The organism is Rhodococcus sp. Chr-9, from assembly GCF_000801125.1.
In the GTDB taxonomy this organism is placed as follows: domain Bacteria; phylum Actinomycetota; class Actinomycetes; order Mycobacteriales; family Mycobacteriaceae; genus Rhodococcus; species Rhodococcus pyridinivorans.
Window position 1 is genome coordinate 51,326 of sequence record NZ_JTIZ01000089.1, and the last position, 19,743, is coordinate 71,068.

A 19,743-nucleotide genomic window follows, 5' to 3' on the forward strand; every position below is an offset into this window, starting at 1 on the left:
AGACTGACGAGATGGTCGACGATTCCCGCACGCACACCGTCGGCCCTGTCGTCGCGGTCCTCACCGCGGTGCTGTCGATGCAGTTCGGGGCGGCCTTCGCCGCGACCCTGTTCGACCGGGCTGGTGCTCTCGGCACGGTGACCCTGCGCCTGCTGTTCGCCGCCGTGATCCTCTGCGCGTTCACCCGGCCCCGGCCGTGGACGTGGACACCGGAACAGTGGCGGGCGGTGGTGACACTGGGCGCGAGTCTCGCGCTGATGAACACGGCGTTCTACGGAGCGTTGACGCGACTGCCGCTCGCCGCGACCGTCACCATCGAGTTCCTCGGCCCTCTCGGGCTGGCCGCGATCCTGTCCCGACGTATGCGCGACGCCCTGTGGGTGGTGCTCGCGCTGGGCGGGGTGGTCCTGCTCGGCGTCGGCGACGGTGCCGGGCTGTCCACCGGTCCCGATCCGCTCGGAGTCGCCTTCGCGCTGGTCGCCGCATCGGGGTGGGCCTGGTACATCGTGGCGGGCTCACGTGTGGCGACGACCCTGCCCGGATCGGCGGGGCTGGCCGGGGCGACGACGATCGCGGCCGTCGTCGTCCTGCCGTTCGGCGCGGCGACGGCCGGCACCGAGCTCCTCCGGCCCGGCCTCGTGCTCGCAGGACTCGCCGTGGCGCTGCTGTCGTCGGCGATCCCGTACACCCTCGAGATCCGTGCCCTGCGCGACCTGCCGAAGAAGGTGTTCGCGATCCTCATCGCGCTCGAACCCGCCGCCGCAGCGCTCGCCGGCGCTCTGGTGCTGGGGCAGGTCGTCGAACCTCTCGCCCTCGCGGGTATCGCACTCGTGGTGGTCGCGGGGGCTGGTGCGTTGCAGCACTCGCGCGCGTGATCCGGCGCCGGATGTAAGCCAGGTCAGCGGGTACGGGTGATCAGTCGGACCAACTCCCCCGCCGGACCGGACAACACCCGCGGCGGCCTCCAGACCGCGCGGAGCACACGCTGCAGGTCGAGTCCGTCCACCGCGACCGCGACGAGCCGGCCGGAGTCCAGATACTCCTCCACCGCCAGGGTGCTCAGCACCGCCGGGCCCGTGCCCCCGAGCACACTCGTGCGGACCGCGGCTCCGCTCCCGAGTTCGAGCAGCGGTGCGGCCCGGTCGTACTCCTGCAACGCGAGGTCGAGGGTGCGGCGGGTACCGGACCCCTCCTCGCGGACGACCAGTGGTGTCGCCGCGAATTCGGCCACGGTGAGCGGGCGCCGCCGCCGTGCCCACGGATGCTGCGGCGGGACGACCACGACCAGGCGGTCGCGTGCCACCGCGACACTGTGCAGTCCCTCCGGAACCGTCGGCCCCTCGACGAACCCGACGTCGCATCCGCCCTCGGCGACGACGTCACACACCCGCATCGAGTTGTGGACCTGCAACTGGATCTGGACGTCGTCGCGGAGCGTGCGGAAGGCGCCGAGCCACCGCGGGATGAGGTGTTCGGCGACCGTCATCGACGCCGCGACCACCAGTTCGGGTTGCTGTTCGACGCGCAGTGCTGCAGCGGCGTCGAGGAGGCGTTCCGCGTCGGCCAGGACCTCCCGCGCCCAGTGCGCGACCACCGTGCCCTCCGGGGTGAGCACCGAACCCGTGCGGCCCCGCCGCACGAGGACCGCGCCGAGTTGCCGTTCGAGTCGGCGCAGCATGCGGGTCGCGTTGGGTTGGGCGAGACCGGCCGCGCGGGCCGCGGCGCCGAGCCCGCCCCGGTCGTCGACCCCGACGAGCAGTTCCAGAGCGACGAGATCCGGCCAGCTGGTCATGCACGAACGATATGCCGCACTCGCCACTCATATCCATTCGATATGAGCTCATGTCCGATCGACGGCTGGTGCGGACACCGCTGCGGCGGAAGAGTCGAGGCATGCTCACCGTCCACGCGCCCGTGTCCCGGCCCACCGTCGTCCCGGGTCTCCTCGTGGCCGCGGCGGGCGCGGTCGTCGCACTGGGAGCGGCGCACCTGATCCCCGGGACGAGCCCGTTGCTCGTCGCGATCGTCCTGGGTGTGGTCGTGGCGAATATCGGGCTGCCCGCACCGGTGGTCGGCCTTCTGGAGCCGGGCCTGGGTACGGCGTCGAAGCGTCTCCTCCGAGTGGGCGTCGCTCTTCTCGGCGTGCAGCTCGCGGTCTCCGATCTCGTCGACCTCGGGTGGGGCACAGCGGTCGTCGCGGCGACCGTCGTCGTCGCGGGTATCGGCGGGTCGCTCGCCTTCGGCCGGTGGCTCGGGGTGGGCTGGACCCAGCGCCTGCTCATCGCGTGCGGTTTCTCGATCTGCGGAGCCGCGGCCGCGGCGGCGGTCGACGGTGTGATCGATTCGCGCAAACGCGAACTCGTCACCACCGTCGCATTGGTGGTCGTCTTCGGCACCGCGATGATCCCGCTCGTTCCGCTCGCCGCCGGGATGCTCGGGCTGACTCCCGGGACCGCCGGTCTGTGGGCGGGTGCGGCGATCCACGAGGTCGCCCAGGTGGTCGCGACCGGCACCGCCCTCGAGGCCACCGCCGGTGGGGTGCTCGCCGCGGCGGTGACGGTCAAGCTCGCACGGGTGGCACTGCTGGCCCCGGTCGTGGCGGTCGTCGGGGTCGTCGCTCGGCGGCGCGGTGAGGACCGCCGCGACGAGCGCACTCCCCCGATCGTGCCGGTCTTCCTGCTGGGTTTCCTCGCGTGCGTCGCACTGCGCTCGACCGGACTGCTCGATCCGATCGTGGTGGAGGCTGCGGGGACGGTGCAGCGCACGCTGCTGACCGTCGCGATGTTCGCCCTGGGCGCGGGGGTGCGCCGGGAAGTGCTCCGCGGCGTCGGATGGCGTCCGATCGCGCTCGCGGCAGCGGCGACCGTCTGGGTCGCGGCGATAGCCCTGATCGGCGTGTTGTCACTCAGCGGGCGGTGACGATCAGGACGGCCGACGAGATCGCGAGCACCACGACCGTGGCGGAGACCGCGACGTTGCGCCACCAGAAATAGGGCGCGCGACCCGCGACCAGACCGCGCACTCGCGCGCGGTGACCGATCCGGGAGGCGAGCAGCACCGCCAGCACGGGCACGAGGCAGATCAGGCCGATCGACGCGACCACGGCACCCGGGCCCGGCACGAACCGCATGAATCCGAGCACCACCGCACCGAGCACCGAGGCGGTGCGCAGCCACGCCAGACTCGTCCGTTCGGGCTGCAGACCGACGTCGCCGTGCCGCAGATCGTCCCGGCTCACGGTGCGGCTCGTCTCACCGGGCGATCGCGACGGCGAGCACGACCCCCGAGACCCCGAGGGCCACGGCGAGCAGATAGGCCACCCACGGCACCGGGAGTGCCCGTCCGGTGCGCATCGCGTGCTCGACGCGGTGCCAGCGGATCAGCGCGAACACCGTGAGCACGGCGGCGAATCCGAGCAACGCGCACGCCAGCACCGTGCGGAGCCCCTCCGACACGATGCCGCCCGCGAAGGTCTCCAGCGCGACCGCCGCGGCGATGACGCCGAGCGCGGTCCGCACCCACGCGAGGAAGGTGCGCTCGTTGGCCAGCGTGAAACGAGGGTCCGGGTCCGTACCGTCACGCAGCGCCTTCGGGCGCCAACCGTGCAGCGCCTTCGGGCGCCGGCCTCCGCTGGTCTCCACGGAGCGGACTCTATCCCCGGACCGATCAGCCCACGACGAGATCGGACCCGCGGGCCGCCACGGGACGGGTCTTCAGCGGCCGCTTCGCCGGTCCTTCGACCGGCGCGCCGTCGAGGTCGTACCGGCTGCCGTGGCACGGGCAGATGATGCGATCGTCCTCGACACCGCTGAGATTGCAGCCCTGATGGGTGCAGATCGCGATGAACGCGCGGAAGTCGCCCTCTGCGGGCTGGGTGACGACGAGCCTCTTCGATTCGAGCATGACGCCCCCGCCGACCGGCACGTCCGCGACGGCGGCGACGACCTCCGCATCGGGTCCGGGAGGCGCCGTCGTGGTCGGTGCGGGCACCGCCGATCGCGCCTCGCCGGTGTCGCCGGACGATCCGCAGGCTGTAAGGGCCGCGCCGGCCGCCACCACACCGGCGCCGCCGATGAGGGTGCGGCGCGTGAGCGCCGTGCGGTCGAGGTTGTCGCTGCTCATGCACATGTCCGTTCGGGTCGGGATTCGGTTCTCCCGAGCCTATCGACGAACGTCCGGGCGGGCCGCGACCTGCGTCACCCGCGGCTGTGTCAACGACGCAACGAGGCGAGCAGCGGAAGACGGCGTCGGCGACGACCGAGTTCGACGAGGCTCTCGCGGTCGGTGATCTTGACGCGCGGCCGACCCTGGGCTCGTCCGGTCTGCCGCTCGGCGGCGTCGATGGTCTTCCAGCCGTCCAGGTCCACCCGATCGGGCCTGCGCTGTGCGAGCAACCGGTTCAGCGCACGACGGTCGCCGCGGGGAGCGGCGAGTGCACCGGAGTCGAAGTCGGCCAGCAGCGCGGCGACGGTCTCCTTCGCGCATCCCTTGTTGGTGCCGATGACGCCGCTCGGGCCGCGCTTGGCCCACCCGGTGACGTAGACGCCGGCGTCCACACGACCGCCGGTGTTGGGAACGACCCCGCGGACGTCGTCGAAGGGCACACCCGGCAGGGGAACGCCGCGATAGCCGATCGACCGGAGTACGAGCGTGGCGGGCAGGTCCTCGAAACGGCCGGTGGGTCGGGCGGAGAGACGACCACTGTCGTCGACGAGTTCGGTGCGTTCGATCCGCACGCCGGTCACGTGGTCGTCGCCGAGCAGTTCGCTCGGCGCGGCGAGGTACCGGAAGACGATGCGGCGGTGCCCGGGACGGACGGGCCGGCCGGCGTACTCGCTGGCGAGACGGACGCGCAGCGCGGTCGCCGCGTCCTCCTCCACGGCCCGGGCGCTCACCGGATCGAGTTCGAGGTCGGCGTCGTCGACGACGACGTCGACTCCGGTGAGGTCGCCGAGGGCGAGGAACTCCGGATTGCTGTACGCGGCCTGGGCCGGGCCGCGCCGGCCGAGCAGGACGACCTCGCGGATGTTGCTCTTCCGCAACGCCGTCAGGGCGTGGTCGGCGATGTCGGTGCGCGCGAGTTCGTCGACGTCCATGGTGAGTATCCGCGCGACGTCGAGGGCGACGTTGCCGTTGCCGACGATGACGGCGCGTTCCCCGGACAGATCGAAAGTGCGGTCGGCGTAGTCGGGGTGGCCGTTGTACCAGGCGACGAACTCGGTGGCGGCGTGGCTGCCGGGCAGGTCCTCACCGGCGACCCCGAGGCGGCGGTCGGACGACGCACCGGTCGCGTAGATCACGGCGTGGTGGTGCTCGAGCAGTTCGGCGTGGGTGATGTCGCGACCGACCTCGGTGGCAAGGTGCAGGGCGAACTCCTCGCGCCGGAACGACCATTCGAACGATTCCGTGACCGCCTTGGTCCCCGGATGATCGGGGGCGACACCGGCGCGCACGAGGCCGAAGGGAGTCGGGAGCCGGTCGAACATCTCGACCTCGACTTCGGAACGTTCGAGCAGTTCCTGGGCGGCGTAGCAGGCCGCGGGGCCGGCGCCGACGATCGCGACCCGCAGCGTTCCACGATCGCGCGGAGGCGCCGGGGTGGGCACGAGGGGCTTCCACCCCTCCGGCGCCGGGTGGTCCTCGTACCAGGCCGCGTTGATCTCGGCGAACCGCATCTGGGAGGGATCGAGCTTGTCGTCGGGCAGGATCGCCTCGACCGGGCACGCGTCGGCGCAGGCGCCGCAGTCGATGCAGGTCTTCGGATCGATGTGCAGCATCTCGGCGGTGGCGAACTCGGGCTCGTCCGGCGAGGGGTGGATGCAGTTCACGGGGCAGACTGCGACGCAGCTCGCGTCGTTGCAGCAGGTCTGGGTGATCACATAGGCCATGGGAAGGGTCCTCGGCAGCCGGGCGGAGCGTCCGCGAATTTCATGTAACGATCCGTAACAGTTAATTCGACTGTAGCGGCTGTCGCCGTGGGTTCGCAAGAGAACCTGCGACCGCCCACCGAAACTGCGAGAATCGCACGATCGGACATCCGACCCGGGGGGACACATGGCCACGTCGACGCCGAGCACCGATCTGCCTCGGACGCGACCGCTCACGGAACTGCCCGAGCAGGCGAACCCCTTCTCCACCGAGCGCACCGTCCGCACCGGCGACGTCGACACCGGTAAGCGACTGCGGCTCGACGGCATCGCCCGCTATCTCCAGGACATCGGCACCGACAACCTCGCCGCCGTCGGCGCGTCCGAGACCGACCCGCTCTGGATCGTCCGGCGCACGATCGTCGACGTGCACCGCCCCGCCGAGTACGGCCGCACGCTCCGGCTGCGACGTTGGTGCGACGCCCTGTCGACGCGGTGGGCGAACGTGCGGGTCCGCTTCGACGACCCCGGCGACGCCCCGGACGGCCCGCTGATCGAGACCGCGGCGTTCTGGATCGACATCGGTCCCACCACCGGCGCCCCCACCCGGATCAGCGACGGCCTGTTCGAGCACATGGCCCGCTACGCGCACGACACACGCCTGAAGTGGACGGCGTGGCTGCCCGCTCGCGCACCCGACGAGGTCGACGACGAACGCGTCTTCCCCCTACGCGCCACCGACCTCGACCCGTTCGGGCACGTCAACAACGCCGTCTACTGGCACGGCCTCGAGGAGCTCCTGCCCCTCCGGCCGGACATCCCGGACGCGCCGTACCGGGCGGTGATCGAACACCTGCGCCCCGTCGCCGCCGGCGAGACCCTCACACTGCGGACGACCCTGCGGGAGGACGGACTGACGGTCTGGTTCACGGTCGAGGATCACACTCGCGCGGTCGCGTGGATCGGCCGGAAACCGGACGCTCTACGGTGGACCCCATGACCCGTACCCTGATCTTGCTGCGCCACGGCAAGTCCGCGTACCCGGACGACGTGGACGATCACGAGCGTCCCCTCTCCCCCCGCGGACGCCGCGAGGCCGGACTCGCCGGTCGCTGGATCCGGGCGAACCTGCCCGAAGTGGACGCCGTTCTGTGCTCCACCGCGACCCGGACGCGCAAGACACTCGCCGAAGCAGCCGTGGAGGCTCCCGTCGAGTACCGCGACAGCCTGTACCACGCCGATCCGGAATCCCTGGTCGCCGAGATCCGGAGAACGGCCGACGACGTGCACACCCTGCTCGTCATCGGGCACGAGCCGACCCTCTCCGCGACCGTCCTCGGGCTCATCACGGATCACAGCACCGACGCTGCCCATCAGGTGGCCGAGAAGTTCCCCACCTCCGCGATCGCGGTCCTCACGGTGAGCGGATCCTGGTCCGAACTGTCGCGAGGCACCGCCGAACTCGTGGACTTCCACATCCCGCGCTGACCCGCGTCCCGAGCGACCCACCCCGAGCGGAACTGCCACGGGACGCTCGCACGCACGCCGTGACGGCATCACCGTCGAGAACAAATGACGAAGGTCCCGCCCCCGAAGAGAAGAGGGCGGGACCTTCGTCGTCTACTACGGCAGCGAACTACCGGTAGTCGTTGGAGTAACCGTAGTCATCCAGCGGCACTGCAGCGCCGGTGTTCTGGCCGAAGCCGTCCGGCGAGTAGTACTGGTCGTCGTACGCCGGGATGGCGTACGCGGCCGCACGGGCCTCCTCGGTCGGCTGGACCTCGATGTTCCGGTACTTGTTGATACCGGTACCGGCGGGGATCAGCTTACCGATGATCACGTTCTCCTTGAGACCGATCAGCTTGTCCGAGCGGCAGTTGATCGCCGCGTCGGTGAGCACGCGAGTGGTCTCCTGGAAGGACGCCGCCGACAGCCACGAGTCGGTGGCCAGCGACGCCTTCGTGATACCCATGAGGACCGGACGGCCGGCAGCCGGCTCGCCACCCTCCTGAACCACACGACGGTTCGCAGCCTCGAACTCGCTGCGCTCGACGAGCGAACCGGGCAGGAACTCCGTCGAGCCCGAGTCGATGATCGTCACGCGACGCAGCATCTGACGCACGATGACCTCGATGTGCTTGTCGTGGATCGACACGCCCTGGCTCCGGTAGACCTCCTGGACCTCGTGGACCAGGTGGACCTGAACCTGACGCGGGCCCATCACGCGCAGCACCTCGTGCGGATCGGCAGAGCCCTCGAGGAGCTGCTGACCGACCTCCACGTGATCGCCGTCCGCGAGCACGCCCTCGGTGCCGTCGGCCTTGCGGATGACGTGCAGACGCTGACGCTTGGACAGCTTGTCGTACACGACCTCCTCGCCACCGTCGTCGGGGATGATCGTGATCTTGTAGAAACGATCGTCGTCCTCGAGACGGATGCGACCGGAGACGTCGGCGATCGGGGCCTTGCCCTTGGGGACGCGAGCCTCGAACAGCTCCTGGACGCGGGGCAGACCACCGGTGATGTCCTCACCGACGCCACCCTGGTGGAAGGTACGCATCGTCAGCTGCGTACCGGGCTCACCGATCGACTGGGCGGCGACGATACCGACGGCCTCGCCGATGTCGACGAGCTTGCCCGTCGCCATCGAACGGCCGTAGCAGGTCGCGCACACGCCGGTGCCGGTGTCGCAGGTCAGGACCGAGCGGACCTTGACCTTCTGGATACCGGCCTCGAGCAGCGCCTCGATCGCCGGGTCGCCGAGGTCGGAACCACGCTCGACGACGACGTTGCCGTTCGCGTCGACCGCGTCCGTCGCCAGCGTGCGAGCGTAGGTGCTGGTCTCGATGTGAGCGTCGCGCACGAGCTCACCGGTCGGCTGACCGGTCGCGTCGCGTGCGAGCTCGGCGATGGTCATCTCGATGCCGCGCGGCGTGCCGCAGTCGACCTCGCGGACGATGACGTCCTGCGAGACGTCGACCAGACGACGGGTCAGGTAGCCCGAGTCGGCGGTACGGAGAGCGGTGTCGGCCAGACCCTTACGCGCGCCGTGCGTGTTGATGAAGTACTCGGCGACGGTCAGGCCCTCACGGAAGGAGGACTTGATCGGGCGCGGGATGAACTCGCCCTTCGGGTTCGTCACCAGACCCTTCATGCCCGCCAGCGAACGGATCTGGGTCATGTTGCCCGCAGCACCGGACTTGACGATCGTGGGGATCGGGTTGTCGTCCGGGTAGTGCGCCTCCATGACCTGACCGACCTCTTCGGTCGCTTCCTGCCACAGCTTGACGAGCGAGTCGCGACGCTCGTCCTCCGAGAGCTTGCCTCGGTCGTACTGCCGCTGGATGGCGTCGGCCTGGGTCTCGTACCGCTCGAGGATGTCCTTCTTCTCCGGCGGAACGAGCACGTCCGCCATCGAGATGGTGACACCCGAACGCGTGGCCCAGTAGAAGCCGGCGTCCTTGAGCTTGTCGACGGTCTGCGCGACAACGATCATCGGGTACCGCTCGGCCAGGTCGTTGATGATCGCGGCCTGGCGCTTCTTCGGCATGATGTCGTTGACGAACGCGTAGTTCGTCGGCAGCAGCTCGTTGAACAGCACGCGACCGAGGGTGGTCTGCGTGGTCCACGGCTCACCGAACTTCCAACCCTCCGGGAACAGCTTGTTCTCGACGTCGCGCGGCGGACGCAGCTGGGTCAGGCGCACCTTGATCGGAGCCTGGACCGACAGCACGCCACGGTCGACGGCCATCTGGGCCTCGGCCGGCGACGAGTAGACGCCCTGCTCGGGCTCGTCGGCGGTCGCGGCCGTGTAGGCGCCGGGGGCGTCCTCGACCAGACGGGTCAGGTGGAACAGACCCGTCACCATGTCCAGACGCGGCATGGCGAGCGGGCGGCCCGATGCCGGCGACAGGATGTTGTTCGACGACAGCATCAGGATGCGGGCCTCGGCCTGCGCCTCCGCGGACAGCGGGAGGTGCACGGCCATCTGGTCGCCGTCGAAGTCGGCGTTGAAGGCCTCACACACGAGGGGGTGCAGCTGAATGGCCTTGCCCTCGACGAGCTGCGGCTCGAACGCCTGGATACCGAGGCGGTGCAGCGTGGGAGCACGGTTCAGCAGAACCGGGTGCTCGTTGATGACCTCTTCGAGGACGTCCCACACCTGCGGGCGCTGACGCTCGACCATGCGCTTGGCGGACTTGATGTTCTGCGCGTGGTTGAGGTCGACGAGACGCTTCATCACGAACGGCTTGAACAGCTCGAGCGCCATCAGCTTCGGCAGACCGCACTGGTGCAGCTTGAGCTGCGGACCGACGACGATGACCGAACGGCCCGAGTAGTCGACGCGCTTACCGAGCAGGTTCTGACGGAAGCGGCCCTGCTTGCCCTTGAGCAGATCGGACAGCGACTTGAGCGGCCGGTTACCGGGACCGGTGACCGGCCGGCCACGACGGCCGTTGTCGAACAGGGCGTCGACCGACTCCTGCAGCATCCGCTTCTCGTTGTTGACGATGATCTCGGGGGCACCGAGGTCGATCAGTCGCTTGAGGCGGTTGTTGCGGTTGATGACGCGGCGGTACAGGTCGTTGAGGTCGGAGGTCGCGAAGCGGCCACCGTCGAGCTGCACCATCGGACGCAGTTCCGGCGGGATCACCGGCACGGCGTCGAGAACCATGCCCATGGGCGAGTTGCCGGACTGCTGGAACGCCGCCACGACCTTCAGGCGCTTGAGAGCACGGAGCTTCTTCTGGCCCTTGCCGCTGCGGATGGTCTCGCGCAGCGACTCGGCCTCGGCATCGATGTCGAAGTTCTCGATGAGCTTCTGGATCGCCTCGGCACCCATGGCACCGGTGAAGTACTCGCCGTAGCGGTCCTGGAGCTCGCGGTAGATCATCTCGTCGACGATCAGGTCCTTCGGCTTCAGCTTCGTGAAGGTCGTCCAGATCTCGTCGAGGCGGTCGAGCTCGCGCTGCGCACGGTCGCGGAGCTGACGCATCTCGCGCTCGCCGCCGTCCTTGACCTTGCGGCGGACGTCGGACTTGGCGCCCTCGGCCTCGAGTTCGGCGAGGTCGGCTTCGAGCTTCTGTGCACGGGCCTCGAGGTCGGCGTCGCGCTGGTCGGCGACCGACTTCTTCTCGACCTCCATCTCGGCTTCGAGAGTGGAGAGCTCGTTGTGGCGCAGCTCGTCGTCGACCGACGTGATGACGTACGCGGCGAAGTAGATGATCTTCTCGAGATCCTTCGGCGCGAGGTCGAGCAGGTAGCCGAGGCGGCTCGGCACACCCTTGAAGTACCAGATGTGCGTCACCGGAGCGGCGAGCTCGATGTGGCCCATACGCTCACGGCGGACCTTGGCGCGGGTCACCTCGACGCCGCAGCGCTCGCAGATGATGCCCTTGAAGCGGACACGCTTGTACTTGCCGCAGTAGCACTCCCAGTCCCGGGTGGGACCGAAGATCTTCTCGCAGAACAAGCCGTCCTTCTCGGGCTTGAGCGTGCGGTAGTTGATGGTCTCGGGCTTCTTGACCTCGCCGTACGACCAGTTACGGATGTCCTCGGCGGTGGCCAGGCCGATCCGGAGTTCATCGAAGAAGTTGACGTCGAGCACGTAACTTCCTTTCCCCTGTGCGGGTTGTATTGCTGCTAGTTGTCGCTATCGCTGCCGGGGCCCGACGCGGTACGCGCCCAGTGGTGTCGGGGTGCGTACCGCGTCGGCTCGGCTCCTAGTTCGCGAGGTCGTCGACCGTGGCCGACTCGTTGCGGGAAAGGTTGATGCCCAGGTTGGCGGCCGCCCGCTCGAGGTCCTCGTCGTCGCCGTCGGCCATCGCGATGGCCGCGCCGTCGCTGGAGAGGACCTCCACGTTCAGGCACAGCGACTGGAGTTCCTTGAGGAGCACCTTGAACGACTCGGGGATACCCGGCTCGGGGATGTTCTCGCCCTTGACGATCGCCTCGTAGACCTTGACGCGACCGACCACGTCGTCGGACTTGATCGTGAGCAGCTCCTGGAGGGTGTAGGCGGCGCCGTAGGCCTGCATGGCCCAGCACTCCATCTCACCGAAGCGCTGACCACCGAACTGTGCCTTACCACCGAGCGGCTGCTGCGTGATCATCGAGTACGGACCGGTCGAACGCGCGTGAATCTTGTCGTCGACCAGGTGGTGCAGCTTGATGATGTACATGTAGCCGACCGACACCGGGTACGGGAACGGCTCGCCGGAGCGACCGTCGAACAGCGTCGCCTTGCCGTCGGGGCCGACCATGACCTCGCCGTCGCGGTTCGGCAGCGTCGAGGACAGCAGACCCGTCAGCTCCTCCTCGCGGGCACCGTCGAACACCGGCGTGGCGATGTTGGTGTCGGGCTCGGCGGCGAGCATCTCATCGGAGAGGTTCTGCGCCCACTCGGGACGGCTGCCGTCGTCGGCCACCTGGATCTGCCAGCCGGCCTTGCCGATCCAGCCCAGGTGCGTCTCGAGGACCTGGCCGATGTTCATACGACGCGGAACACCGTGGGTGTTCAGGATGATGTCGACCGGGGTGCCGTCGGGCAGGAACGGCATGTCCTCCTGCGGGAGGATCTTGCCGATGACGCCCTTGTTGCCGTGGCGGCCGGCGAGCTTGTCGCCGTCCTGGATCTTGCGCTTCTGCGCCACATACACGCGGACGAGCTCGTTGACACCCGGAGGCAGATCGTCGTCGTCCTCGCGCGAGAACACGCGAACACCGATGACCTTGCCGTTCTCGCCGTGGGGCACCTTCAGCGAGGTGTCGCGGACCTCGCGCGCCTTCTCACCGAAGATCGCGCGGAGCAGGCGCTCCTCGGGGGTCAGCTCGGTCTCGCCCTTCGGCGTGACCTTGCCGACGAGGATGTCGCCGTCGCGGACCTCGGCGCCGATGCGGACGATGCCACGCTCGTCGAGGTCGGCGAGGACCTCGTCGGAGACGTTCGGGATGTCGCGGGTGATCTCCTCGGCACCGAGCTTGGTGTCGCGAGCGTCGATCTCGTGCTCCTCGATGTGGATCGAGGTGAGCACGTCCTCCTCCACGAGGCGCTGCGACAGGATGATCGCGTCCTCGTAGTTGTGGCCTTCCCACGGCATGATCGCCACGAGCAGGTTCTTGCCGAGCGCCATCTCACCGTTCTCGGTGCAGGGGCCGTCGGCGAGGACCTGGCCGGACTCGACGCGCTGTCCTTCGTCCACGATCGGACGCTGGTTCGAGCAGGTGCCCTGGTTCGAACGGTCGAACTTGCGCAGACGGTAGGTCTTGCGGGTTCCATCGTCGGCCATGACGGTGATGAAGTCGGCGGAGACCTCTTCGATCACGCCGCTCTTCTCGGTGACGATGACGTCGCCGGCGTCGACGGCGGCACGCAGCTCCATGCCGGTACCGACGATCGGCGACTCGCTGCGCACCAGCGGCACGGCCTGACGCTGCATGTTCGCGCCCATGAGGGCACGGTTGGCGTCGTCGTGCTCGAGGAACGGGATCATGGCGGTCGCGACCGACACCATCTGGCGCGGCGAGACGTCCATGTACTCGACCTGGTCGGCGGAGACGTACTCGATCTCCGCGCCCTTCTTACGGACGAGCACACGCTCGTCCGAGAAGCGGTTGTCGGAACCGATCGGCGAGTTGGCCTGCGCGATGAGGTAGCGGTCCTCCTCGTCGGCGGTGAGGTACTCGACCTCATCGGTGACGACACCGTCGACGACCTTGCGGTAGGGCGTCTCGATGAAGCCGAACGGGTTGACCCGCGCGTACACCGACAGCGAGCCGATCAGGCCGATGTTCGGACCTTCCGGGGTCTCGATCGGGCACATGCGGCCGTAGTGGGACGGGTGGACATCGCGGACCTCGAGGCCGGCGCGCTCACGCGACAGACCGCCGGGGCCCAGCGCCGACAGGCGACGCTTGTGGGTCAGGCCCGAGAGCGGGTTGTTCTGGTCCATGAACTGCGACAGCTGGGAGGTTCCGAAGAACTCCTTGATCGCGGCCACGACCGGACGGATATTGATCAGGGTCTGCGGCGTGATCGCCTCGACGTCCTGGGTGGTCATGCGCTCACGGACCACGCGCTCCATGCGGGACAGGCCCACGCGGATCTGGTTCTGGATGAGCTCGCCGACCGTGCGCAGACGACGGTTGCCGAAGTGGTCGATGTCGTCGACCTCGACGGGAACCTCGACGCCGCCGGGGACGGTCATCTTGTTCTCGCCCGCGTGCAGGCGCACGAGGTACTCGATCGTGGCGACGATGTCTTCCTCGGTGAGGGTGGACGCCTCGATCGGCTGGCCCGTGTTCAGGCCGAGCTTCTTGTTGATCTTGTAACGGCCCACGCGCGCCAGGTCGTAGCGCTTGTCCTTGAAGAAGAGGTTCTCCAGCAGGGTCTGCGCGCTCTCCTTGGTCGGCGGCTCGCCCGGACGGAGCTTGCGGTAGATGTCGAGGAGCGCCTCGTCGGTGCCCGCCGTGTTGTCCTTCTCGAGCGTCGACATCATGATCTCGGAGAACCCGAAACGCTCGACGATCTGCTCGGTGGACCAGCCCAGCGCCTTGAGCAGCACGGTGACCGGCTGACGACGCTTGCGGTCGATACGCACGCCGACGGTGTCGCGCTTGTCGACGTCGAACTCGAGCCAGGCACCGCGGCCCGGGATGACCTTGACGCTGTGCAGGTCCTTCTCGGTGCTCTTGTCGACGTTCTTGTCGAAGTACACACCGGGCGAACGCACGAGCTGCGACACCACGACACGCTCGGTGCCGTTGATGACGAAGGTGCCCTTGTCGGTCATCATCGGGAAATCACCCATGAAGACCGTCTGGCTCTTGATCTCACCGGTGTTGTTGTTGATGAACTCGGCGGTGACGAACAGCGGAGCCGCGTACGTCATGTCCTTGTCCTTGCACTCCTCGACGGAGGCCTTGACCTCGTCGAAGCGCGGATCGGAGAAGGACAGGGACATCGAACCCGAGAAGTCCTCGATGGGCGAGAGCTCGTCGAGGATTTCTTCCAGGCCACCGACGACGTGACCGTCGCCGCGCTCGGCAGCCTTCGCGCGCCAGCGCTCCGAGCCGATCAACCATTCGAACGAATCGGTCTGTAGATCGAGGAGCCCGGGAACTTCGAGGGGTTCGCGAATCTTCGCGAACGACACCCTCGTCGGGGCTCCGGGGATTCCGGCTACTGCCTTGGTCTGGCTAGAGACTGCCAAGATGCGTCCTTCCAGCACCTCACGCGGGCCGCTCCAACCGGTGCGACCGCCGCTGTACCTGCTTCTTCATGTGGGGCGTTTTCGCTGGTCGCAACCCGAACGAGAACCCCACCGACGCACCGAAACGGTCTCGCTCGAAAGAGCGAATTCCGACTCGACGATCAGAAGGTGAACAGGAGGCAGCCAGCGCAAAGAACTAACCTACACCTGAGTAGGCGAAATGTCCACAGGGGTGCCTCAAAGAAACCTGGCAAACGACCTCGAGCGGCTCACGAGGAAGCCTTCAGTCGAACAGGCGTACCGATAGAGTGACCGCTCGCGTCGCCTGCGTCAAGACTGCGCGTCCGGAACGATCCGCGCGTCGCGGCCGCGGACGCCCCCGGTGAGGGGGCGATCCGCAGCCGTCGTCACCGGTCGCGGATCTCCGAGACCAGCCATCGTCCGTCCGACTTCTCCATCCTCACCAGCAGCGGTGCGGCCGCACTTCCCTGGGCGATCCCGTCGCCGGTGGCGCTGACGTTGATGTAGGCGGCGACCTCGGCGCGGGTGTCGTCGATCATCGTCACGCCGATGTGCTCGACCATCACCTCGGTGACCGTGCGGGTGTCGATCGCGGCCTTCTTGGTGACGTCCGCGGTCGAGTCGAACTCCTCGAGCCGCTCCGGGGTCAGCAACTCCCGGATCCGGCCGAAGTCCTCGTCGATGGTGCGGTAGTCGTAGCCGTGCATGGTCTCGATCGCGACCTTCGCGGCCTCGGTGACCTCGCGTGTCTCCGCGGTGTCGACCCACGCGACGTTCGAGATCTCGGCGCCGGGGCGGAAGGCTGCGACCGCGGCGATCACCGCGAGCACCACCGCCACCGCACCGACGACGATCACCGGACGCCACCCACCGGAGGCACGCGACCTGCCGGCGTCAGCGGCGGGNGCTCGGCCGGAGACTCCGTCGGGTGCTCTGCGGGAGTTCCGTCGCCGGCCGCCGGGGCCGGCTTCTCCTGCTTCTCGTCCTGCTTGTCGAGCGTCACCTCGGAGGGTCGTGACTGCTCGGCAGAAGTTTCCTCGGCAGAGTTTTGCTCTGCCCGGGTCGGGCGTTCGTCCTCTGCCCGGGTCGGGCGTTCGTCCTCTGCCCGGGTCGGGCGTTCGTCCCCTGCCCGGGTCGGGCGTTCGTCCCCTGCCCGGGTCGGGCGTTCGTCCTCTGCAGGGGTCGCCCGAGGCGGTCGGGACGTGCCGGCGACCTTCGGCCGACGGCGCGGGGGCCCACTGGGGCCGGTCTTCCGTCGCTGCGGGGGCACTACACGTTCTCCTTCGTCGACTTGCCGAACATCACGGGCCCGCCTCGCCCTCGGGCGCGGGCGCCCCGGAGCCCTCGGGCGCGGGCGCCCCGGAACCCTCGGGCGCGGGCGCCCCGNCCGGTGCGGGCTGCGCGCCGGGATCGGGAGCCGGAGCACCGGGGACCGGTCCCGACTCCATCTCGACGGAGGCGAGCGGTTCGATGGTCTCGGCCTTCCACACGTCACCGTCCTTGCGCAGCGACACGAGCACCGGGACCTTGTTGGTCACGAAGTACTCGGGAGTCTGGGTGCGCACGGCCAGGACGACGAGCGCCTTGCCCAGGTCGTCGTCGGTGTTGAGTTCGGTGAGCGTTCCGAACAGCACCTCGGCCGACATGCTGGTGCCGGTCTCCGCGACCCGGGTCCGGATGTCCTCTTCGGTCGCCGCGAGATCGTTGCGCAGGGCGTCGCCGGTGATCGACGACCGCATGTTCTCGATCGACAGGTCGACGTCGTTCGCGTCGACGCTGTTCAGGTTGACGGCCGCCTGCATGGCTCCCGAGAGCGCGGCGTCGCGCGCCTCGGCAGCCGAACGGTCCACCAGGAGCGCGCGCCCCCAGCCGTAGCCGAACCACACCGCCGCCGCGAGGGCGACGACGGCGAGCACCGAGACGACGGCGAGGGCCGCCCTGCGTGCCCCGCCCGGCCCCCGCCCGTCCGCGGACGAGTTGCCGTCGGCGGAGGGGGGCGGGGTGGGCGGAGCGTCGGAGGAAATTGGTGCACTCACTCCACAAACCTACTAACTGCTCACTTCGGGGTGACTCCGAGCAACGGCGCGAGCTGCGTCGCGATCGGATTCAGGTTGAGCTTGTCGGGGTCCTTCTTCGGCTTGGAATCCCAGGGCTGGATCGTGTTCGGATCGGCGAAGACGATGCGGTTCGCGCTGCGCACGCCGGTGACACTGCCCTGCGGCACCTCGCACGAGGCGTTCGTGTTGAACGGGAAGTCCTGCTGGGTCTCGTCGAAGTTCGGATCCTGCGCGCGCATCTGCGCGAGGATCTCCTGCGTCCCCTCGTACCCGATGGTGCACGAAGGCGGATTGTTGGTCTCGAGCACGATGCCCTGACGCACCGCGCCGTCGCCCGGAGCGACCGTACTCGCACTGCCCGCGACGGCGGGAAGGAAGGCCAGCAGCGGCTGCAGAGCGATCGACTGCGGGGCTGCCGCTTCCGCCACCGCCGCGAGGTTGGCGAGGTCGGTGGTCAGGCCCGGGCCGGAGCTCTCGATCAGCTGGGAGAGCTGGTCGCTCGCGTCGGTGCCGGTGTCGATCAGGCGCCGCAGGTCGGGGTCGCTGTCGCGGAGCTGCGCGGTCACCAGATCCAGATCCGAGCTGAACTGCTGGATCGCCGACGACTGGGCGGACTGCGTGTCGAGCACCGTGAGGCTGTCGCGGATGAGCGTAACGGTCTGCGGCAGGTATTCGGTGCCCTTCTCGCTGAGACCGGCGAGCGCGTCGACGAGCACCTGCAGGTCGTCGCCGCGGCCGTCGAAGGCCGCGCCGAGCTCGGTGACGACGGTGCGCAGCGGCTCGAGCGGAACCGAGTACACGAGGTCGTTCGTGCTCAACAGCAGGTCTTCGACCGGCGTGGGCAGATCGTCCTCGGTGCCCTCGATGACGGAGCCCTGTTCGAGATAGGGGCCCTCGTCGTTCGGCGGCTGCAGATCGACGTACTGCTCACCGATCGCCGACCGGTTCGCCACGACGGGACGCGCCGACGCCGGGATCTGCGGTCCGCCGTTGTCGAGGCGCAGTTCGACGTTGATTCCGTCGTCCGTGAGGCTGAGCGCCCCGACTCGACCGACGGGCACCCCACGGTAGGTGACCTCGGCGTTCGGGAAGATGCCACCGCCGGTGGGGAACCGCGCGTCGACGGTGTACTGGCCGAAGCCCATGAGGTTGTCGAGCCGCACGTACCGGGCACCGACGAACACGATGCCGAGCAGGGCGATGACCACGAACAGCGCGAGCTGCACTTTCACCAGGCGCGATCTCACTGCCCACCCCCGAGTCCGAGCTGATTCAGCAAACCTTCCAGCGGCCCCGGCGGCGGGGCCTCGTCACCGTCGGTGCCGGTGCCGGTGCCGGTATCGGTATCGGTGTCCGTACCGGCCTCGGTGACCCCCGGGATCTCGATGCCGTCGGGCAGCGACACCCCTTCGGGCAGGGTCACACCGGGCAGACGCGGAGTAGGAAGCACCGGCAGCAACGACACGGTGGGCCAGCCCGGGGCAGGTCCGTTCCCGTCGTAGTACGGGTTGGACGGGTCGACGAGCGGCTTCGGATTGCCGAACTTCGGCTGGCGGTAGACCGGGTCGCCCTGGCCCACACCGAGCGCGGCCAGCGCATCGCCGATCTGCAGGTCGACGAGGAGGAAGAGGTTCACCGAGTTGCCCAGCGCGACCTTCTCGACACCGTCCGGGAACGGCACCGTGGGCACGAAGGAGAGCGCCTCGACGAGATCGTCGCCCGACGCCGCGAGTGCCTGGAGGGTCGGGCGCAGCGCCAGGAGATCGGCGATCAGATCCTCCTTGGACTGATCGAGGACGTCGACACCTGCGGTGCCGAGCCGGTCGAGCTGGCCGAGCAGCTGGGTCAGCTGCGGCCGCTGTTGCTCGAGCACCTCGGTCGCGACCGGCAGTTCGTCGAGCACGGCGGCGATCTTGTCGTTCTGCTCCGCGACCCGCACCGTGAGCTCGTCGAGTCCGTCGAGCGCCCGGGTGATGTCGTCGCGTTGCTGTTCGAGACCGGTGATCAGGGTCTCGGCCTGCTCGATGAGGCTGCGCGTGGTTCCCTCGCGGCCGTCGAAGGCCGTCGACAATTCGTTGACGATCGGCGCGAGCTGGCCGACACCGCCACCGTTGAGCAGCAGCGACAGCGCGCCGAGCACCGGTTCGAGTTCGGTGGCGTGCCGGGTGCGGTCGAGCGGGATCACGTCGCCGTCGGCGAGCCGGCCCGTCGGGGGCTCGTCCTCCGGAGGCGTGAGCTGCACGAACTTCTCACCGAGCAGACTCGACTGTTCGACGCTCGCGAGCGCGTTCGCCGGCAGGTCGACGCTCGAGTCGAGCACGATGCCGACGTCGGCGGTCCACCCGAAATCGGATGCGACCGAGATCGATTCGACGCGCCCGACCGGCACACCGTCGACCTTCACGCTCGACTGCGGAACCAGGTCGAGCACGTCGTCGAACTGGATGGACAGACGGATCGGATCGCTACCCACGTCGGCGCCGCCGGGCAACGGGACGTCGGACAGACCTCCGCACCCCGTGACCGTCACCGCGACCACGCACGCGGCCGCTCCGAAGACACCTGTGCGGCCCATCCTCTTCGCGC

At 68.8% G+C, this 19,743-nt stretch carries 14 protein-coding genes and 1 pseudogene; 4 read left to right on the plus strand and 11 right to left on the minus strand.

Annotation, left to right across the window (positions count from 1 at the left end):
* Positions 1-11: 11 nt before the first annotated feature.
* Positions 12-875: an EamA family transporter gene (locus QR64_RS12170; protein ID WP_039585621.1), complete on the plus strand. Its 864-nt coding sequence runs from the start codon at positions 12-14 to the stop codon at positions 873-875.
* Positions 876-898: 23 nt separating this feature from the next.
* On the opposite strand, the gene QR64_RS12175 is transcribed toward QR64_RS12170, so the two are convergent.
* Positions 899-1,792 (minus strand): LysR family transcriptional regulator, encoded by an 894-nt coding sequence (locus tag QR64_RS12175; protein ID WP_019291245.1) that lies wholly within the window; start codon positions 1,790-1,792, stop codon positions 899-901.
* Between the two features lie 101 nt (positions 1,793-1,893).
* Here QR64_RS12175 and QR64_RS12180 point away from each other — a divergent pair, with 101 nt between their 5' ends.
* A complete protein-coding gene (locus QR64_RS12180; protein ID WP_006552268.1) occupies positions 1,894-2,919 on the plus strand; it encodes a YeiH family protein in 1,026 nt (341 codons plus the stop codon).
* Here the strand turns inward: QR64_RS12180 and QR64_RS12185 are convergent.
* From QR64_RS12185 to QR64_RS12200, 4 genes are all read right to left on the minus strand, one after another.
* Positions 2,906-3,238, minus strand: coding sequence for a DUF202 domain-containing protein (locus QR64_RS12185; RefSeq protein WP_006552269.1), 333 nt, complete (start codon positions 3,236-3,238; stop codon positions 2,906-2,908). The genes QR64_RS12180 and QR64_RS12185 overlap by 14 nt on opposite strands.
* Positions 3,239-3,251: 13 nt before the next feature.
* The gene (locus QR64_RS12190) at positions 3,252-3,641 is read right to left on the minus strand and encodes a YidH family protein (protein WP_006552270.1); all 390 of its coding nucleotides are present in this window, start codon (positions 3,639-3,641) and stop codon (positions 3,252-3,254) included.
* A gap of 25 nt (positions 3,642-3,666) precedes the next feature.
* Complete coding sequence (locus tag QR64_RS12195) at positions 3,667-4,122, minus strand: Rieske (2Fe-2S) protein (protein ID WP_006552271.1); 456 nt, start codon at positions 4,120-4,122, stop codon at positions 3,667-3,669.
* An 89-nt stretch (positions 4,123-4,211) separates the two neighbouring features.
* Positions 4,212-5,888: an FAD-dependent oxidoreductase gene (locus QR64_RS12200; RefSeq protein ID WP_006552272.1), complete on the minus strand. Its 1,677-nt coding sequence runs from the start codon at positions 5,886-5,888 to the stop codon at positions 4,212-4,214.
* 166 nt (positions 5,889-6,054) lie between these two features.
* Here QR64_RS12200 and QR64_RS12205 point away from each other — a divergent pair, with 166 nt between their 5' ends.
* Entirely contained in the window at positions 6,055-6,867 is an 813-nt protein-coding gene (locus QR64_RS12205) for an acyl-[acyl-carrier-protein] thioesterase (protein ID WP_024101674.1), read from the plus strand.
* On the plus strand, positions 6,864-7,355 hold the full coding sequence (locus QR64_RS12210) for a SixA phosphatase family protein (RefSeq protein WP_006552274.1): 492 nt from the start codon (positions 6,864-6,866) through the stop codon (positions 7,353-7,355). Before QR64_RS12205 ends, QR64_RS12210 begins: the two co-directional genes overlap by 4 nt.
* A gap of 148 nt (positions 7,356-7,503) precedes the next feature.
* Here the strand turns inward: QR64_RS12210 and QR64_RS12215 are convergent, their stop codons facing one another.
* The 6 genes and pseudogenes from QR64_RS12215 to QR64_RS12240 all read right to left on the minus strand — a co-directional run bounded on the left by QR64_RS12215 (position 7,504) and on the right by QR64_RS12240 (position 19,732).
* A complete protein-coding gene (locus QR64_RS12215) occupies positions 7,504-11,475 on the minus strand; it encodes a DNA-directed RNA polymerase subunit beta' (RefSeq protein ID WP_039585360.1) in 3,972 nt (1,323 codons plus the stop codon).
* A gap of 115 nt (positions 11,476-11,590) precedes the next feature.
* On the minus strand, positions 11,591-15,097 hold the full coding sequence (locus QR64_RS12220) for a DNA-directed RNA polymerase subunit beta (RefSeq protein WP_039585362.1): 3,507 nt from the start codon (positions 15,095-15,097) through the stop codon (positions 11,591-11,593).
* Between the two features lie 389 nt (positions 15,098-15,486).
* Positions 15,487-16,005 (minus strand): hypothetical protein (locus QR64_RS27810; RefSeq protein ID WP_235367114.1); only part of this gene is annotated, 519 nt, incomplete at its 5' end.
* A 482-nt stretch (positions 16,006-16,487) separates the two neighbouring features.
* Positions 16,488-17,016 (minus strand): annotated as a pseudogene (locus tag QR64_RS28865) (hypothetical protein); the annotation flags it as partial.
* Between the two features lie 140 nt (positions 17,017-17,156).
* Complete coding sequence (locus tag QR64_RS12235; RefSeq protein WP_039585368.1) at positions 17,157-18,404, minus strand: MCE family protein; 1,248 nt, start codon at positions 18,402-18,404, stop codon at positions 17,157-17,159.
* Entirely contained in the window at positions 18,401-19,732 is a 1,332-nt protein-coding gene (locus tag QR64_RS12240) for an MCE family protein (RefSeq protein WP_039585626.1), read from the minus strand. Before QR64_RS12240 ends, QR64_RS12235 begins: the two co-directional genes overlap by 4 nt.
* Positions 19,733-19,743: the final 11 nt, after the last annotated feature.